General features: G+C 58.3%; 11 protein-coding genes. All 11 read left to right on the top strand.

The genetic code is table 11. The annotated features are described in order from the left end of the window. Window positions 1-84: 84 nt before the first annotated feature. The 11 genes from F1C16_RS18935 to F1C16_RS18885 all read left to right on the top strand — a co-directional run bounded on the left by F1C16_RS18935 (window position 85) and on the right by F1C16_RS18885 (window position 16,550). Complete coding sequence (locus F1C16_RS18935) at window positions 85-1,323, top strand: glycoside hydrolase family 130 protein (RefSeq protein ID WP_258048963.1); 1,239 nt, start codon at window positions 85-87, stop codon at window positions 1,321-1,323. Window positions 1,324-1,490: 167 nt separating this feature from the next. Then, entirely contained in the window at window positions 1,491-2,753 is a 1,263-nt protein-coding gene (gene fucP / locus F1C16_RS18930; protein ID WP_185282152.1) for an L-fucose:H+ symporter permease, read from the top strand. Window positions 2,754-2,939: 186 nt separating this feature from the next. Beyond that, window positions 2,940-4,265 carry an AAA family ATPase gene (locus tag F1C16_RS18925; protein WP_185282151.1) on the top strand — a complete coding sequence of 442 codons (1,326 nt, stop codon included), beginning with the start codon at window positions 2,940-2,942 and terminating at the stop codon, window positions 4,263-4,265. A 195-nt stretch (window positions 4,266-4,460) separates the two neighbouring features. After that, window positions 4,461-5,516, top strand: a complete 1,056-nt coding sequence (locus F1C16_RS18920; RefSeq protein ID WP_185282150.1) for a hypothetical protein — start codon at window positions 4,461-4,463, stop codon at window positions 5,514-5,516. A gap of 92 nt (window positions 5,517-5,608) precedes the next feature. Next, a complete protein-coding gene (locus F1C16_RS18915; RefSeq protein ID WP_258048962.1) occupies window positions 5,609-8,056 on the top strand; it encodes a TonB-dependent receptor in 2,448 nt (815 codons plus the stop codon). 17 nt (window positions 8,057-8,073) lie between these two features. Further along, the gene (locus tag F1C16_RS18910) at window positions 8,074-9,219 is read left to right on the top strand and encodes a PepSY domain-containing protein (RefSeq protein ID WP_185282148.1); all 1,146 of its coding nucleotides are present in this window, start codon (window positions 8,074-8,076) and stop codon (window positions 9,217-9,219) included. 182 nt (window positions 9,220-9,401) lie between these two features. Further along, complete coding sequence (locus tag F1C16_RS18905) at window positions 9,402-11,051, top strand: TldD/PmbA family protein (RefSeq protein ID WP_185282147.1); 1,650 nt, start codon at window positions 9,402-9,404, stop codon at window positions 11,049-11,051. Window positions 11,052-11,159: 108 nt separating this feature from the next. Then, the gene (locus F1C16_RS18900) at window positions 11,160-12,494 is read left to right on the top strand and encodes a TldD/PmbA family protein (RefSeq protein ID WP_185282146.1); all 1,335 of its coding nucleotides are present in this window, start codon (window positions 11,160-11,162) and stop codon (window positions 12,492-12,494) included. 90 nt (window positions 12,495-12,584) lie between these two features. After that, complete coding sequence (locus F1C16_RS18895; protein ID WP_185282145.1) at window positions 12,585-12,887, top strand: GIY-YIG nuclease family protein; 303 nt, start codon at window positions 12,585-12,587, stop codon at window positions 12,885-12,887. Window positions 12,888-12,984: 97 nt separating this feature from the next. Then, window positions 12,985-14,640 carry a TldD/PmbA family protein gene (locus F1C16_RS18890; RefSeq protein WP_185282144.1) on the top strand — a complete coding sequence of 552 codons (1,656 nt, stop codon included), beginning with the start codon at window positions 12,985-12,987 and terminating at the stop codon, window positions 14,638-14,640. A gap of 260 nt (window positions 14,641-14,900) precedes the next feature. Continuing rightward, window positions 14,901-16,550 carry a TldD/PmbA family protein gene (locus tag F1C16_RS18885; protein ID WP_185282143.1) on the top strand — a complete coding sequence of 550 codons (1,650 nt, stop codon included), beginning with the start codon at window positions 14,901-14,903 and terminating at the stop codon, window positions 16,548-16,550. Window positions 16,551-16,584 lie beyond the last annotated feature (34 nt).

The following is a 16,584-nucleotide window of genomic DNA, read 5'->3' as shown; positions in this document are numbered from 1 at the left end:
ACCCCCCGGCCCCCTCTCCTCGGGGAGAGGGGGAGCCAAACGAACTTCTTTTTCTTCCTAGTATGATTCTACAACCACGCCGCCGTGGCTCCCCCTCTCCCCGAGGAGAGGGGGCCGGGGGGTGAGGTCCCACACACCAGCACGCATGACAATCCGCCCCTACCCCTCGCCCTACTCCTTGCCGCTCTCACTAGCTGCAACTCCGCTGACAAAGCTGATACTACGGCCACTCCTCCCGTCAAACCCAAGGAGTGGACCATGCTCAACTTCGTGAAGGTCGACAGCGCCAACCCGATTATGGGTCCGAGTCCGGTGGGCGTATTCACTGACCCCATTCTGAAGCAGCAGGTACAGTGGGAAGAAAAAGACGTGTTCAACCCCGCCGTGGTGGTGCGCCACGACACCATTTATATGCTCTATCGGGCCGAGAACCTGGTGAAGGGCGCCGTGGGCAAAGCGTCGCGTATTGGCCTGGCTTCCAGCACCGACGGCATTCATTTCACGCGGCGCAAGGAGCCCGTGTTCTACCCCGATAACGACGCCCAGAAAAAATACGAGTGGCCCGGCGGCACTGAGGACCCGCGCGTAGTGGAAGACGCCAATGGCGTGTACTTTATGACTTACACCGCCTACGACGGCGACAAAGCCCGCCTGCACGTGGCCTCCTCCCCCGACCTGGTGCACTGGACCAAGTACGGCAATGCCTTTACTGGGGCCAAAAACGGCGAGTACGTGCCGAAATGGAGTAAGTCGGGCGCCATTGTGTCGCGCTACGAGCCCGACGGACGCATTGTGGCCACCAAAATCAACGGCAAGTACTGGATGTATTGGGGCGATGCGCAAATCTGGGCGGCCACTTCCGACGACCTCATCCACTGGACACCCATCGAGATGGCGCCCGGCGAGAAACCGCCCGTGCCCCTGCGCGCCCAGGCCCAAACCCTACCTAATCTGAAGATTGTGCTGCCCACTCGCGAAGGCAAGTTTGATAGCGACCTAGTGGAATCCGGCCCGCCCGCCATGCTCACCGACCAGGGCATCCTGCTGATTTACAACAGCCGCAACGTGCCTGCCATCGGCGACAAATCCCTACCCGAAGGGACCTACACCGCTGCCCAGGCCCTGTTCGACAAGAATGACCCCACCAAGCTGCTCCTCCGCACCGACAAATACTTCATGCGCCCCGAGAAGCCCTACGAAACCACCGGCCAGGTAAATCAGGTGGTTTTTCTGGAAGGTCTGGCCCGCCTGCACAATACGTGGTTCCTGTACTACGGCACTGCCGATTCCAAAATAGCCGTGGCTACCCGCCCTGTGGAGTAGTGTTGTGAGTTGTCAAGAGGTAGTTGTCAGTTGTCGGGAGGCACGGAGTAGTTGTTAGTTGTCAGAATAAACCTAACTTCCTCGCTAATACCTACTCCCTGAGACAACCGACAAATCCTTCCTGACAGCTGATAACTCTCTCCTAACAACTAACTATCCCCCACCGCATGCAACCAACTGCTCCGGCTACCACCGCCTCAGCCCCCTTCACCGAAAAACGCTACCTCGTCACGCTGGTATTCGTCACCTCCTTATTCTTGCTCTGGGGCGTGGCTATTACGATGGGCGACGTGCTGAACAAGCACTTCCAAAACGTGCTCAGCGTAAGCAAGGCCGACTCGGGGCTGGTGCAGTTTTCCATCTTCGGGGCCTACGCTATTATGGGTATTCCGGCGGGCTTGTTTATGAAGCGGTTTGGGTATAAAAACGGGGTACTGCTAGGGCTGGGCCTGTATGCGCTAGGGGCATTTCTGTTTGTACCAGCGGCTAATGCACAGTCGTTCAATTTCTTCCGCGGGGCGCTGTTTGTGCTGGCTTGCGGCTTGGCTACCCTGGAGGCCGTGGCGCACCCCTTCATGGGCGCCCTGGGTCACCCCGACACCAGCGACCAGCGCATCAATTTTGCGCAGTCGTTCAATGGCTTAGGCGCCGTGATTGGGCCGCTGTTGGGCAGTTTTTTCATTTTAAACGGCGTACACGCTGATGGTGATTTGTCGTCGGTGAAGACCCTCTACCTTTCTATTGGCAGTGTTATTCTATTCATCGGGGTGTGCTTTGCCTTTGTGAAGGTGCCCGCCCTGCAAGACGCTCACGCCGTTGACGTATCGGCTGAGCCGGAGGCGGGTTTTTACAGCGGTACGGCCGAGGAAGTACCCGAGGCCAAGGGTCTGTTCAACCGTCCGCACTTTGTGTGGGCCGTGGTGGCGCAGTTTTTCAACGTGGCGGCGCAGGGCGGCACCTGGGCGTTCTTCATCAACTACGGCGCCGAGAAAATGGGCCTTACTGATGCGGTAGCCTCGCGCTACTTCGCCCTCAGCATGGTGATGATGATGGTGGGCCGCTTCGTGGGTACGTTCTTGATGCGCTTCATTGCTCCCAACAAACTGCTGGCTACGTTTGCTTTCGCCAATATCATACTGTGCCTCATCATTGCCCAAAGCTGGGGCTGGCCGTCGTTCATTGCGCTGCTGGGGCTGAATTTCTTCTTCAGCATCATGTTCCCCACCATCTTCTCGCTGGGCCTCAAAGACCTGGGCGCCAAGACCCAGCAAGGCTCTTCCTTCCTGGTGATGACGGTGGCCGGCGGCGCCATCTTCCCCTACCTCATGGGCAAAGTCGCCAACGAAGACGTAGCCCACGCCTATTACCTGCCCATCATCTGCTACCTCGTTATCTTCCTGTTCGGCGCCCGCCTGTATAAGGTACGGTAGAGGTGAACTTGTAATTTCACCCCCAGCCCCCTCTTCTCGGGGAGAGGGGGAGCGTTCAATGAGAAGCTGCTGCTCCCTGACGTCTGGCTCCCCCTCTCCCCGAGGAGAGGGGGCGGGGGGGTGAGGTCCGCCGCATGAACGAACCGCTAGGCGGTCCGTAACGTTTTGCTCGTATCTTTTGCTTGCATGACGGCCGACCTCACTCCTACCCCTTTCCTACCCGAACACCTCACCCACGCGCATGTGCTGGATGCCCTGCGCCATATCGAGCAGAACGGCTTGCGCCTGGCGCCCGGCACCGTGTATGATTTAGTGTTTGAAAGCCGCCGCTACCCACCGCGGGCGGTGGCGCAACTGGCCTACCGCTTAGCCAGCCAACAGCCCGACATCCGTTGGCCGCTGGCCAGTGGTACGCCCACCAACGCGCTGCTCGAACGCCTCGACTTCACCATTGCCACCAAGCGCCCTACCCTCGCCAACTCCCCGCAAGACGGCAACGTGGCCGAGCAGGAACAGCTACCTGCCAATCTCTACCCCGGCCGCCCGGCCGAAAAGCCTGCCCCTGGCAAACCAGCTCCCGCCGATGCGCCTAGTATAGCCGCCGAGCCAACTGCCTCCTACCCCACCACGCCCGCGCCCCAGCCTTACTCGCGCGCGCAAGCCTTGGCCGAGCTGTTTATCAGCGAGGAACAGTTGGATGCAGCTTTAGCGGCCCTGCATCGCCGCCGCAATTTGCTGTTGCAAGGTCCGCCCGGCACAGGCAAAACGTTTTTGGCCCAGCGCCTGGCGTGGCTGGAGCTAGGTGCCGTAGACGAAAGCCGCATCGAGCGGGTGCAGTTTCACCCCAGCTACAGCTACGAGGATTTTGTGCAGGGCTTCCGGCCCGACGCAACTGGTACGTTTCGGTTGCAAGATGGGGTGTTGGTAGACGTATGCCGCCGCGCCACCGCCGTACCCGACCAGCCGTTTTTTCTGCTGATTGACGAGCTAAACCGCGGCCATGTGGCCCGCATCTTCGGGGAGCTGCTGCTGTTGCTGGAAGCCGACAAGCGCGGCCCTGCCCATGCCGTGCGCCTACCCTACTCGCCGGCCGAGGCCCCGCGCTTCTTCGTGCCCGAGAACCTCTACGTCATCGGCACTTTGAACACCGCTGACCGCTCGCTCACGTCCCTCGACTACGCCCTGCGCCGCCGCTTTGCCTTCGTGGCTCTGGCCCCGGAGTTCGGGCCGAAGCTACAAGCCTTCCTACTTGACAAAAGATTGCCGACTATTTTGGTAGAGCGTCTGGTCACTCGCCTCAATGCCCTCAACGAAACCATTGCCGACGACCCCGAGTTGGGTGCGGAATTTCGCATTGGGCACAGCTACTTCTGCCAGCCTCCCGCTGGCGCAGAGGCCGACTTGTGGTTTCAATTGATTGTGGAACAGGAAATCGGGCCACTCCTGGAAGAGTATTGGCAGGAAGATCATGCTAAAGCAGAGGCGGAACTGAAGCGGCTGCTGGCAAAGTGAATGGTGAGTTGAGAAACCGCCTGTCATCCTGAGCTTGCGAAGGACCTTCCCACGCGTGAACAACAGACGTAAAAACGACTCGTCATACTTATCGTTCTGCCGTGAGAAGGTCCTTCGCAAGCTCAGGATGACAGACGCCTTTCTACCATTCACCACTTCACAAGCTCACAATTTCACCACTCACCATCTCACCGCATGATTCCCATTCACAACCTGTACTACTTACTCTGCTACGCCTGGCACCGGCTGCCAGACCCGGCGGAGGCGCAGGCGGTGGAGGCACAGGAGTTTCATCGGCCGCTAGCGCTCCTGACGCACTTGTTACTGGTAGCCACCCGGCGGCAGTTGCGGCGCGGCTTGTCGGTGGGATATACTGAGCAGGAAGCCGAGTTGACGGAACTGCGCGGGCGGGTGCAACTGGCCCCTACTCTCGCCCGCGACCTGCTGCGGCGGGGCCGCGCCGTGTGCACCTACGACGAGCTTGGCCCCAATACACCACTCAACCAACTGCTGGTGGGCACACTCGCGCAGCTGAGCCGTACGCGTGCCCTACCCGCTGCCACGCGCCAGCAGGTACGGCAGGTGCTGGGGCGCTTCCCTGCCACGGTGCACCCTACTCCGCCTACCAGCCAAGCGCTGCTTCTGCTACGGCGGCAGCGGTTGCAGGGGGCACAGGCGTTTCTGCTGCATCTCTGCGACTTACTGCACCACTGTGCCCTACCCGTGCCCGATGAGGCGGGCCGCCACCGCTTCCGCGACTTCCGCCGCGACGAGGTGCTAATGGCGCGGCTGTTCGAACAGTTCGTGCGCAACTTCTACCGCCTGGAGCAGCGCCATTACCGCGTGCGCTCCGAAACCATTGCCTGGCAAGCAGCCGCCGATAATGCCGAGGACCTGGCCCTACTCCCCACCATGGTGACGGATACTTCCCTGGAAGCCGCCGACCGCAAAATCATCCTCGACACCAAATACTACGGCCGCCGCCCTGCGCACTCGCCACAACCGTCAGCGCCTGATTGCGCCCCATCTCTACCAGCTCTACGCCTACCTTCAAAACCAGCCTGCCACGCCGGGCCAGCAGCTAGAGGGCGTGCTGCTCTACCCCGCCGCCACGCAGGAAGTGGACGTGCGCTACACACTGGGCGGCCATCCGGTGCGCGTGGTTACGCTGGACTTAGCGCAGCCTTGGCCGGATATTGCCGCGGCTTTACTGAATTTAATATTTTAAGGGTCGTCACTAATAGTAATTAGTCTAAATAAAATTAGGAAAATGATTGTGTCCCGCTGAACTTTGCAGCCTAGTCAGTATACAATCTATGACCTCTTCTCTACCCCCTTCTCGCTTGACAACGCATGTAGCGTTGTTTCTTTTTTTCTTGCTGCTGGGCCACTTGGCGCAGGCCCAGACCCTACTTACCGGCCGCGTAACCAACGCGGCTGGCGCCCCACTATCTGGCGCTTCCGTTGGGGTGCAGGGCACCAACGTGGGCACCGATACCGATAGCAATGGCGATTATACCCTCACGCTTAGCCAAGGCGGCACCTATGTGGTAGGGGTGCGCCTGCTGGGGTACCTCAACCAAGAGCACCGCGTGACGGTGAAAGCCGGCGAAAAGCAAACACGTAATTTCATCCTAGTCCCAGGCGACCGGCAACTGGAGGAAGTAACCGTGCAGGGCGACCGTACCAACAAATTCTCGCGCAAATCGAGCGAGTACGTGGGCAAAATGCCGCTTTCGAACCTCGAAAACCCGCAGGTATATGCTACCGTGGGCAAGGAGTTACTCACGGAGCAGTTGGTATTCTCAGTGGACGATGCCACACGCAACGCGCCGGGTTTGCAAAAAATGTGGGAGCCCACCGGCCGCAGCGGCGACGGCGGCTCGTTCTACGCCTCGCGGGGCTTCGTGGTATCCAGCCAGCTGCGCAACGGGGTAGCTGGCGGTGTTACGAGCACCATTGATGCGGCAAACCTAGAGAAACTGGAAGTTATCAAAGGCCCATCGGCCACACTCTACGGCAGCGCCCTGACCTCGTATGGCGGCCTGCTGAACCGCGTGACCAAGAAGCCTTACGAAACGTTTGGGGGCGAAGTGGCTTTGTCGGCCGGCAGCTACGGTTTTCACCGGGCCAGTGTGGATGTGAACACGCCGCTGAACTCGACCAAGACGCTGGCTTTCCGCCTAAACGGTGCTTACACCTACGAAGACAGCTGGCAGAACCGCGGCTACGCGGGCTTTGCGAAAGACATAGCCATTGCCCCAAGTCTGCAATTTCAACCCACCGACCGGCTGACTATTAATCTGGATGCGGAGGTGTACCGCAGCACCAACGTGGGCAAGCAGCTCATTTACATTCCTTTCGACGATAAAGTCGAGAATTTCGGCTTCTCGCGGGCCGATCAAGCCCCGCTCGACTACCGTCAGTCGTACCAAGGACCCGGCCTGACGCAGGATTCGCGCAGCACCAACCTGTTTGCGCAGGTGCGCTACCGCATTTCGCCTAGCTTCACTTCTACTACCTACCTCTCATCGAGCCGCAGCTATTCGCAGGGTAGAGGTCCCTATTTCTACATGATATCGGATATTACTCTTGCGGCGCGAGACAGCATTACCCTTACTACACCCGGCGTCAGCACCCTACTTCGGAATGACCAGTCGACGCGAGACAGCCGCCGTCAGACGTATCAGGTACAACAACTATTCAACGGCGACTTCCAATTGGCCGGCTTACGCAACCGTGTGGTACTAGGCCTGGACTTTCTGCGCCTGGATTCTAACATCGAATTCTTCGGGGGGCAAATCGATGCAGTGCCAATCAACGCACTAGACTATGATTACCGCACATTCAATAAAAGTGCGGTAGATGCGGCTTACGCTGCGAACACTCCACCAAGTTACCCCGTGACAACCAAAATCAATACGTACAGTGCTTTCGCCTCGGATGTATTGAATGTAACGAATAAGCTCAGTGTTTTGGCCGCTATCCGAGTTGACCGATACGATAACGAAGGCGGACTTCTGTACTTCCCGGTAAACAGCTATAAACAGACGGCTGTTTCGCCGAAGTTTGGCGTGGTGTATCAACCCGTGAAAGACCGCGTAGCTCTGTTTGCCAACTACCAGAACAGCTTCAACAACCAGAACAGCTCTTTCCTGGACGCTCAAGGCCAATTGAGCGTAACCAAACCGGAGCGTGCTAACCAAGCGGAAGCGGGCGTGAAGCTTGATGCAGCTGGCGGCCTGATAAGCGCTACCGTCAGCTATTATGACATCCGGGTACAGAATGTTCTACGCATCGTAGGCATGAATGAGGCTGGCCTCGCCATCAGCGCTCAGGATGGTACGCAATGGAGCCGGGGCGCTGAGTTGAACCTGACAGCCAACCCTGTTCAAGGGCTGAACATTGTGGGCGGCTTTGCTTACAACTACTCCAAAGCTGTCGATACCGACCCAAACTTTAATGGTCGGCGGCCAGAAACAGCTTCTTCGCCTTACTTGGCCAACGGCTGGGTGAGCTACCGTCAGCCTACTGGCGCCCTCAGAGGCCTCGGCCTGGGCTTCGGGGGTAACTATGCCAGCGACAATAAGATTATTAACAAAGCTTCGCAGGGGGTATTCACCCTACCTAGCTATACCGTTCTCAACGCCAGTGCTTTCTATGACCTCCCGCACTACCGCTTCGCTGTGAAAATGGATAACCTCACCAATGAGCATTATTGGATCGGCTACACCACCATCAACGCACAGAAGCTGCGCAGCATTATCGGCAGCATCGCGTATAAGTTCTAACCCCAACACTCCCGCCTATGACGGTTAAGCAGCTCGTTGGCAAACTTCACCTCTGGCTCGGACTTGCGTCCGGGCTGGTTGTGTTTATAGTGAGTCTTACCGGGGCCATCTTCGTGTTTCAGGATGACATCCGAGACCTGACGGAGCCCTGGCGCACGGTGGAGGCCCAGGCTACGGCCATGGCCCTACCCTCGCAGCTGCAAGCCGCCGCCCTGGCCCCGCATCTCGGCCAGGCCACTCCCGCCGATACCTGGGTAACGTACTTCGGCCCCGAGCGCTCGGCTACCGTGTTCTTCACCGATAAAGCCGGTAACCCCATTCAGGTGTACCTGAACCCCTACACCGGGCAGGTGCTAAAGGAGCAAAATTTGCGCACGCATTTCTTCAGCATTGTGCAGGAAATACACATGCACCTGCTGCTGCCCGAGGCCATAGCCAAGTGGGTGGTAGGCGGCTCCGTCATCATTTTTGTAGTGATGCTCCTCACGGGCCTCGTGCTGTGGTGGCCCAAGCGTAAGCACGAGCGGAAGCAACGTTTCACCATTAAGTGGGGAGCCCGCTGGCGGCGCGTCAACTACGATTTGCACAATGTGTTAGGCTTCTATGCGGCCAGCATTGGGCTGGTGCTGGCGCTGACGGGCCTGGTCATGATTTTTCCCTGGATGCTGGAGTCGGTTCAGTTGGCGGTCGATGGGGGCAAGAAGGCTCCCCCAGAGCTGATGACCACCCAACTCGACACGCTGCAAACTGTATCGGCCGCTACTCAGCCGCTGCCTGACGTCGTGTACCGCAACGTGCGCCACTTGTCGCCTACCCACGAAATGATCCTGATTGGGCCAACCGGCACGGGCAAAACGCCTACCTACTGCTGGACCTACCAGAAAGCCCTGCACTACTACCACCGCGATGACTACGCGTTTCATCCCATATCGGGCAAACTACTAGAGTCCCGCTTTCACGCCACCAAAAGCGCTGGCACCAAGATTTCCGACATGAATTACGACCTGCACACAGGCCAGATTCTGGGGTTTGGGGGCAAGCTGGTGGCCTTTCTCGCCAGCCTGATTTCGGCCAGCCTACCCGTTACGGGTACCGTTATCTGGTGGGGTAGGCGTCACAAAAAAACTCCTCATAAGCGCCCCGTGCGGGTAGCCGTGGGTTGACTTGCTTCTTTCTGGTGAGCTATAAAAAATAACGCCGCAGCCTCTTGGTTGCGGCGTTATTTTTTTGTGAAGATTAGGTGAACATCGTATGCAGCCCCGCAGCGCTACGTGCGTCCTTCTTGTGAAGTTTCACGATTTATTGGTAAACTTCCGATCAACCTATCACCAAAACCACAACCTGCTTGAAAAGACGTGACTTTGTGGGCTTAACCGGTCTGGCCACCGGCGCCCTGTTCCTACCTTCTATTCCGGGCTTTGGCGGTGCGCTGGTAGCACCGGAGCGTTTGCTGGAAACGGTGGACGTAGCCGTGAAGAAACGCCTGGCCGATGCCGCCCTGAACGCAGCCAAATCGGCGGGGGCTACCTACGCCGATGCGCGCATTGGGCGTTACCTCAACCAGAGCATTTTCACCCGCGAAAAGCAGGTGCAGAACATTGCCAACGGCGAAAGCTACGGCGCCGGGGTGCGCGTGCTGGCCAACGGCACCTGGGGCTTTGCCTCCACCAACGACGTAACGGAAGCCGGCTTGGCCAAAGCTGCCCAGCTAGCCGTGGCCATTGCCAAAGCCAACAGCAAGGTGCAGAAAGACCCCGTGAAGCTGGCCGCCCAGAAGGGCTACGGCGAGGTGGTTTGGAAAACGCCCATCGTGCAAAGCGCCTTCGAGGTACCCATCACGCAGAAGGTAGACCTGCTGCTGTCGGCCAACGCTAAGGCGCTGGAAGGCGGCGCGTCGTTCGTCAATTCGTCGCTGTTTCAGATCAACGAGCAGAAGTATTTTGCCAGCACCGAGGGCTCGTATATCGACCAAGACATTCACCGTATCTGGCCTACCTTCACGGTGTCGGCGGTGGATAGGGCTTCGGGCAAGTTCCGCTCGCGGCAGGCACTGAGCGCGCCCATGGGCATGGGCTACGAGTATCTGGTGCCCAAGGCCAAGGACAAGATTGCGGGGCCCAGCGGCTCGGGTCTGGTGGGCTACAAGATGAGCTACGATTTGCTGGAAGACATTACGGCCGCCACCCGCGAGGCCAAGCAGAAAATCACGGCCAAATCGGTGACGCCGGGCAAGTATGACCTCGTGCTCGACCCTAATCACCTGGGCCTGACCATTCACGAGAGCATCGGCCACGCCACGGAGCTGGACCGCGTGCTGGGCTACGAGGCCAACTACGCCGGTACCTCGTTCGCTACCCTCGACTGGAAAGCGCAGAAGAAACCTTATGGCTCGAAGGTGGTGAACATTGTGGCCGATAAGCTACAACCCGGCTCGCTGGGCGCCGTGGGCTACGACGACGAAGGTGTAAAAACCGGCCAGTGGGACATCATCAAGGACGGCATACTGGTGGACTACCAGAAAACCCGCGACCAGGCGCACATCGTGAACCAGGACCACTCCGATGGCTGCTGCTACGCCGACTCCTGGGATTCGGTGCAGTTTCAGCGCATGGCCAACATCAGCCTGCAACCCAATAAGCAGAAGATGAGTGTGGACGACATGGTGAAGAACGTCGACAAAGGCATTTACATTGCTGGGCGCGGTTCGTTCTCCATCGACCAACAACGCTACAATTTCCAGTTTGGTGGCACCACGTTCTACGCCATCGAGAAAGGCAAAATTGCCGGGATGCTGGAAGACGTAGCCTACCAGGCTAACACGCAGGAATTCTGGAACAGTTGTGCCGCTACCTGCGACAAAGACGATTACCGCTTGTTCGGCTCGTTCTTCGACGGCAAGGGCCAGCCCGCGCAGGTGTCGGCCGTGAGCCACGGCTCGGCTACTACCCGCTTCAACGGGGTGAATGTGATTAACACTGCCCGAAAAATCGGATAATTTTCTTTACGCTGCTAGCTATTAGCTGCTGGCTGATAACCCTCGTTTCAGAGTTCAGATCAGAAAGCTAACAGCTAGCAGCCAACGGCTAATAGCTCTCTAAAAAATATGGCAATTCTCTCCCAATCAGAAGCGCAGGCCATTCTGACCAAAGTGCTCAGCTTCAGCAAAGCCGATGAGTGCGAGGCGTCGCTCTCGGGCAACCTCGGCGGCAACGTGCGCACGGCGCGTAACACCATCAGCACCAGCGGCGCCAACGACAATGTGTCGCTGGCCGTGGAGTCGCGGTTTGGCAAACGCTCGGGTGTGGCTACCTGCAACCAGTTCGACGACGCTACCCTGCGCAACTGCGTGCAGCGGGCCGAGGAAATCGCCCGGCTGGCGCCCGAAAGCCCTGAGTACATGCCCCTGCTCGGGCCGCAGCAGTACGTGGCGGCTCCCGATTCGTTTTCGCAGCGCACCGCCGCCATCAACCCTGATTACCGCGCTACCCAGGTAGCCGCCGGTATGCAGCTCTGCGATCAGCAGAAGTTATCGTCGGCTGCTTTCCTGGAAGATTCGGCTGGATTCCGGGCTGTGCGCAACAGCAAGGGCTTGCAAGCCTACCAGCAGCGCAGCGGCATCACCTACAGCGTAACCGTGCGCACGCCCGACGGCACCGGCTCGGGCTACGCCACCGCCGACTACAACGATGCCAGCAAGCTCGATACTACCGCCCTGACGGCTACGGCCGCCAAGAAAGCGGCTATGTCGCGCGAGGCCAAGGCCATTGAGCCCGGCAAGTACACCGTGATTATGGAGCCCGCTGCGCTGGTAGCCAACACCGATGCCTCGTTGCTGGCTGCGCTGATGGGCGCCCTCGACGCCCGCAACGCCGACGAAGGCCGCTCCTTCCTGAGCAAAAAAGGCGGCGGCAACAAAAAGGGCGAGAAGCTTTTTGACGAGCGCGTGACCATTTACTCGGACCCCACGAACCCCGAAATTGCCGACCTCACCTTCTCCGGCGACGGCCGCCCGCACCAGAAGACTACTTGGATTGAGAAGGGGGTAGTAAAGAACCTCTACACCTCGCGCTACTGGGCGCAGAAAGCGGGCATTCCCGACATTCCGCGCCCCACCGGCTGGATTATGGAAGGCGGCACGCAGAGCCTGGAAGATATGATTAAGGGCACGCAAAAAGGCATTCTGGTGACGCGCCTGTGGTACATCCGCCCCGTAGATCCGCAGACGCTGCTTTACACCGGCCTGACCCGCGACGGAACGTTCTACATCGAGAACGGCAAAATCAAGCATCCAGTGAAAAACTTCCGCTTCAACGAGTCGCCCATTATCATGCTCAACAACCTAGAGGCCATTGGCAAGCCGGTTCGTATGGGCGGCAACCTGGTGCCCCCGCTGAAAATCCGCGACTTCACCTTCACCAGCCTGTCGGACGCGGTGTAGCGTGTCATTCCGAGCGTAGCGAGGAATCTGAGTGATAAGTATAAGTATGCATTCAGATTCCTCTCTTCACTCAACAGCATATCACACTATATGCGACACCATCACTACTACGTTTACCTGGATACCAATCCCAAACGAACTATTCTTTACATAGGAGTCACAAACGACTTAGTGCGTCGTTTGGACCAGCATACAAGCAATGAAGGACAGCGACACACATTTGCGGGTCGCTATTTCTGCAACTTACTGGTGTACTGGGAACAGTTTGGCGATATCAACCAGGCAATTGCCCGTGAAAAGGAAATAAAGGGCTGGCGACGCGAGAAAAAAGACGCATTGATTGCCAGCTTCAATCCGGATTGGCGGGATCTGACAACGGAAGTAACTCCCTAAACAACTTGTCATGCAGCAGCGGTGGAGAACATAGATTGCCTACATGGCACCTCAGATTCCTCGCTGCGCTCGGAATGACAACTTAACCCCTACCCCTTTGAAACGTCGTGATTTTGTGGGACTGACCGGCTTAGCGGCCGGCTCCCTTTTACTACCCAGCATCCCCGGTTTCGGTAGCGGGTTGCTGGTGCCTGCCGAGCGCCTGCTGGAGCCTGGCATGGACGTGGCCATGAAAAAGCGCTTGGCCGATGTGGCCCTGAACGCGGCCAAATCGGCGGGCGCGAGCTACGCCGACGTGCGCATTGGGCGCTACCTCAACCAAGGCATTTTTACCCGCGAAAAGCAGGTGCAGAACATTGCAAGCAGCGAAAGCCAGGGCGTGGGCGTGCGCGTCATTGCCAACGGCACCTGGGGTTTTGCCTCCACCAACCAGATAACGGACGAAGGCATTGCCAAGGCGGCGCAACTGGCCGTAGCCATTGCCAAGGCCAACAGCAAGGTGCAGAAAGAGCCCGTGAAACTGGTACCCCAAAAAGGCTACGGAGTGGTGTCGTGGAAAACGCCGATTACGCAGAACGCCTTCGAGGTGCCCATTGCGCAGAAGGTAGACCTACTAATGGAAACCAACGCCAAGGCCCTGGCCGGCGGCGCGTCGTTCGTGAATTCGGCGCTGTTTCAGGTGAACGAGCAGAAGTATTTTGCCAGCACTGATGGTTCCTACATCGACCAGGACGTGCACCGCATCTGGCCTACCTTTACCGTAACGGCCATCGACCGCGCCTCGGGCAAGTTCCGCTCGCGGCCTTCGATGAGTGCGTCTATGGGCCTGGGCTACGAGTACCTGACGCCCAGCGCGAAGGAGAAAATTGCCGGTCCCGCTGGCTCCGATGTCATTGGGTACAAACAGCGCTACGACATCCTGGAAGACGTGACCAACGCCACCAAGCAGGTGAAGCAGAAGCTCACGGCCAAATCGGTAACGCCTGGCAAGTACGACTTGGTGCTTGACCCGCACCACCTGGGCCTGACCATTCACGAGTCGGTAGGGCACCCCTTGGAGCTGGACCGCGTGCTGGGCTACGAGGCCAATTACGCTGGTACTTCCTTCGCCGACTTGGCCTGGAAAGCGAAAAACATTCCGTACGGCTCGAAGGCCGTGAATATTGTGGCCGACAAGCTACAACCCGGCTCCTTGGGCGCCGTGGGCTACGACGACGAAGGCGTGAAAACCGGCCAATGGAACCTCATCGAGCAAGGCAAACTCGTTGATTACCAGAAAATCCGCGACCAGGCGCACATGGTAGGCCAGGACCACTCCGATGGTTGCTGCTACGCGCAGTCGTGGCAGGATGTGCAGTTCCAGCGCATGCCCAACGTGAGCTTGCAGCCCGGCAAAGCCAAGCTGAGCGTGGACGACATGGTACGCGGGGTAGACAAAGGCATCTACATCGCCGGCAACGGCTCGTTCTCCATCGACCAGCAACGCTACAACTTTCAGTTCGGCGGCATTGTGTTCTATGCTATCGAGAAAGGTAAGATTACAGGCATGCTGGAAGACGTGGCCTACCAGGCCAACACCCAGGAGTTCTGGAACAGCTGCGCCGCCAGCTGCGACGAGTCGGACTACCGCTTGGTAGGCTTCTTCAACGACGGCAAAGGCCAGCCCTCGCAAAGCTCCGCTGTAAGCCACGGTTCGGCCACTACTCGTTTTAATGGCGTGAATGTGATTAATACCGCTCGTAAGATTGGGTAGGCTGTTGAGTTGATGAAGTAAAGCCTTCAAGCAGAACGTCATTCCGAGCTTGTCGAGGAATCTCGCGTGCTGATTAAAGAACGTCATGCTGAGCTTGTCGAAGCATCTTGCGTGTTGACGAAAGATAGTATCTAGCATCAGCACGCGAGATTCCTCAGCAAGCTCGGAATGACGTTCTGTTTTTTCATCTTCTCCTATATAAAAAAGCACCTATATTTCAGTAGTGCAGCAATATCTTACCTCTTTACCACATCCATTCTATGCGTCGTCGTGATTTTGTGGGGCTGACTGGTCTGGCGACCGGGGCCTTGTTCCTACCCTCCCTGCCGGGCTTTGGCGGCACGCTGGTGTCGTCAGAGCGCCTGCTGGAAGGTGTGGACGTAGCCGTAAAAAAACGCTTGGCTGATGCCGCGCTGAACGCGGCCAAATCGGCGGGAGCGAGCTATGCCGATGCGCGGGTAGGGCGCTACCTCAACCAATATGTGTTCACCCGCGAAAAGCAGGTGCAGAACATCGTGAACACCGAGAGCTACGGGGTAGGCGTGCGCGTGCTGGTGAACGGCGCTTGGGGTTTTGCCGCCACCAACGATGTGAGCGAAGCCGCTGTGGCTCAAGCGGCCCGCGAGGCCGTGGCTATTGCCAAAGCCAACGCCAAAATTCAGAAAACGCCCGTGCAACTGGCGCCGCAAAAAGGCTACGGCGAAGTGAGCTGGAAAACGCCCATTGAGCAGAATGCCTTTGAGGTGCCGGTGAAGCAGAAGGCTGATTTTCTGCTTGCCGTGAACGCCAAAGCCCTGGACAACGGCGCGAGTTACGTGAATTCCAATCTGTTTCAGGTGAACGAGCAGAAGTACTTCGCCAGCACCGACGGCTCCTACATCGACCAGGACGTGCACCGCATCTGGCCTACCTTCGACGTGACGGTGATAGACCGCGCCTCGGGTAAGTTCCGCTCCCGCGACTCGCTGGGCACTTCTATGGGCATGGGCTACGAGTACCTCACGCCCCGCGCCCAAGACAAGGTAGCCGGTCCGGCCGGCACCGGCGTAATTGGCTACAAGCAGCGCTACGACATGCTGGAAGATGCCGCCCTGGCTGCCAAGCAGGCCAAAGTCAAGCTCACGGCTAAATCGGTGGTGCCTGGCAAGTACGACTTGGTGCTGGACCCCGACCACCTGGGCCTAACCATTCACGAATCGGTAGGGCACCCCTTGGAACTGGACCGCGTACTGGGCTACGAGGCCAACTACGCCGGCACCTCGTTCGCTACCCTCGACAAGCTGAAATCGGGCAACTTCAAGTACGGCTCGCCGGCCGTGAACATTGTGGCGGACAAGCTGCAACCTGGCACGCTGGGCGCCGTGGGCTACGACGACGAAGGCGTGAAAACCGGCGAGTGGGACCTGATAAAGGACGGTGTGCTGGTGAACTACGAAAAGATCCGCGACCAGGCCGGGGTAGTTGGTCAGGACCACTCCGACGGCTGCTGCTACGCCGACTCGTGGAGCAACGTGCAGTTTCAGCGGATGCCCAACGTAAGCCTGCGCCCCAACGCCAAGAAAATGAGCGTGGATGACATGATCAAAGGTGTCGACAAGGGAATTTATATTGTGGGGGCCGGCTCCTACTCCATCGACCAGCAACGCTACAACTTCCAGTTCGGCGGCAAGCTGTTCTACGCCATCGAGAAGGGTAAGATTACGGGGCAGATTGAGGATGTAGCTTACCAGTCGAACACCCAGGAGTTCTGGAACAGCTGCGCCGCCACCTGCGACCAGTCGGACTACCGTTTCCTGGGCACCTTCTTCGATGGGAAGGGCCAGCCGCCGCAGGTGTCGGCCGTGAGCCACGGCTCCAGCACCACGCGGTTTAATGGCGTGAATGTGATTAATACGGCGCGGAAAGTATAACCAACGATTCACCCCACCCCCCGGCCCCCTCCCC

It is taken from the genome of Hymenobacter sp. NBH84 (genome assembly GCF_014217645.1).
GTDB classification, from domain to species: Bacteria; Bacteroidota; Bacteroidia; order Cytophagales; family Hymenobacteraceae; genus Hymenobacter; species Hymenobacter profundi.
This window is presented reverse-complemented; position numbering and strand designations above follow the sequence as displayed.

Bases quoted from the DNA above. Each gene is read 5' to 3' on its own strand.
- fucP (WP_185282152.1), top strand. From the start codon at position 1,491: ATGCAACCAACTGCTCCGGCTACCACCGCCTCAGCCCCCTTCACCGAA.
- F1C16_RS18925 (WP_185282151.1), top strand. From the start codon at position 2,940: ATGACGGCCGACCTCACTCCTACCCCTTTCCTACCCGAACACCTCACC.
- F1C16_RS18920 (WP_185282150.1), top strand. From the start codon at position 4,461: ATGATTCCCATTCACAACCTGTACTACTTACTCTGCTACGCCTGGCAC.
- F1C16_RS18910 (WP_185282148.1), top strand. From the start codon at position 8,074: ATGACGGTTAAGCAGCTCGTTGGCAAACTTCACCTCTGGCTCGGACTT.
- F1C16_RS18900 (WP_185282146.1), top strand. From the start codon at position 11,160: ATGGCAATTCTCTCCCAATCAGAAGCGCAGGCCATTCTGACCAAAGTG.
- F1C16_RS18895 (WP_185282145.1), top strand. From the start codon at position 12,585: ATGCGACACCATCACTACTACGTTTACCTGGATACCAATCCCAAACGA.
- F1C16_RS18885 (WP_185282143.1), top strand. From the start codon at position 14,901: ATGCGTCGTCGTGATTTTGTGGGGCTGACTGGTCTGGCGACCGGGGCC.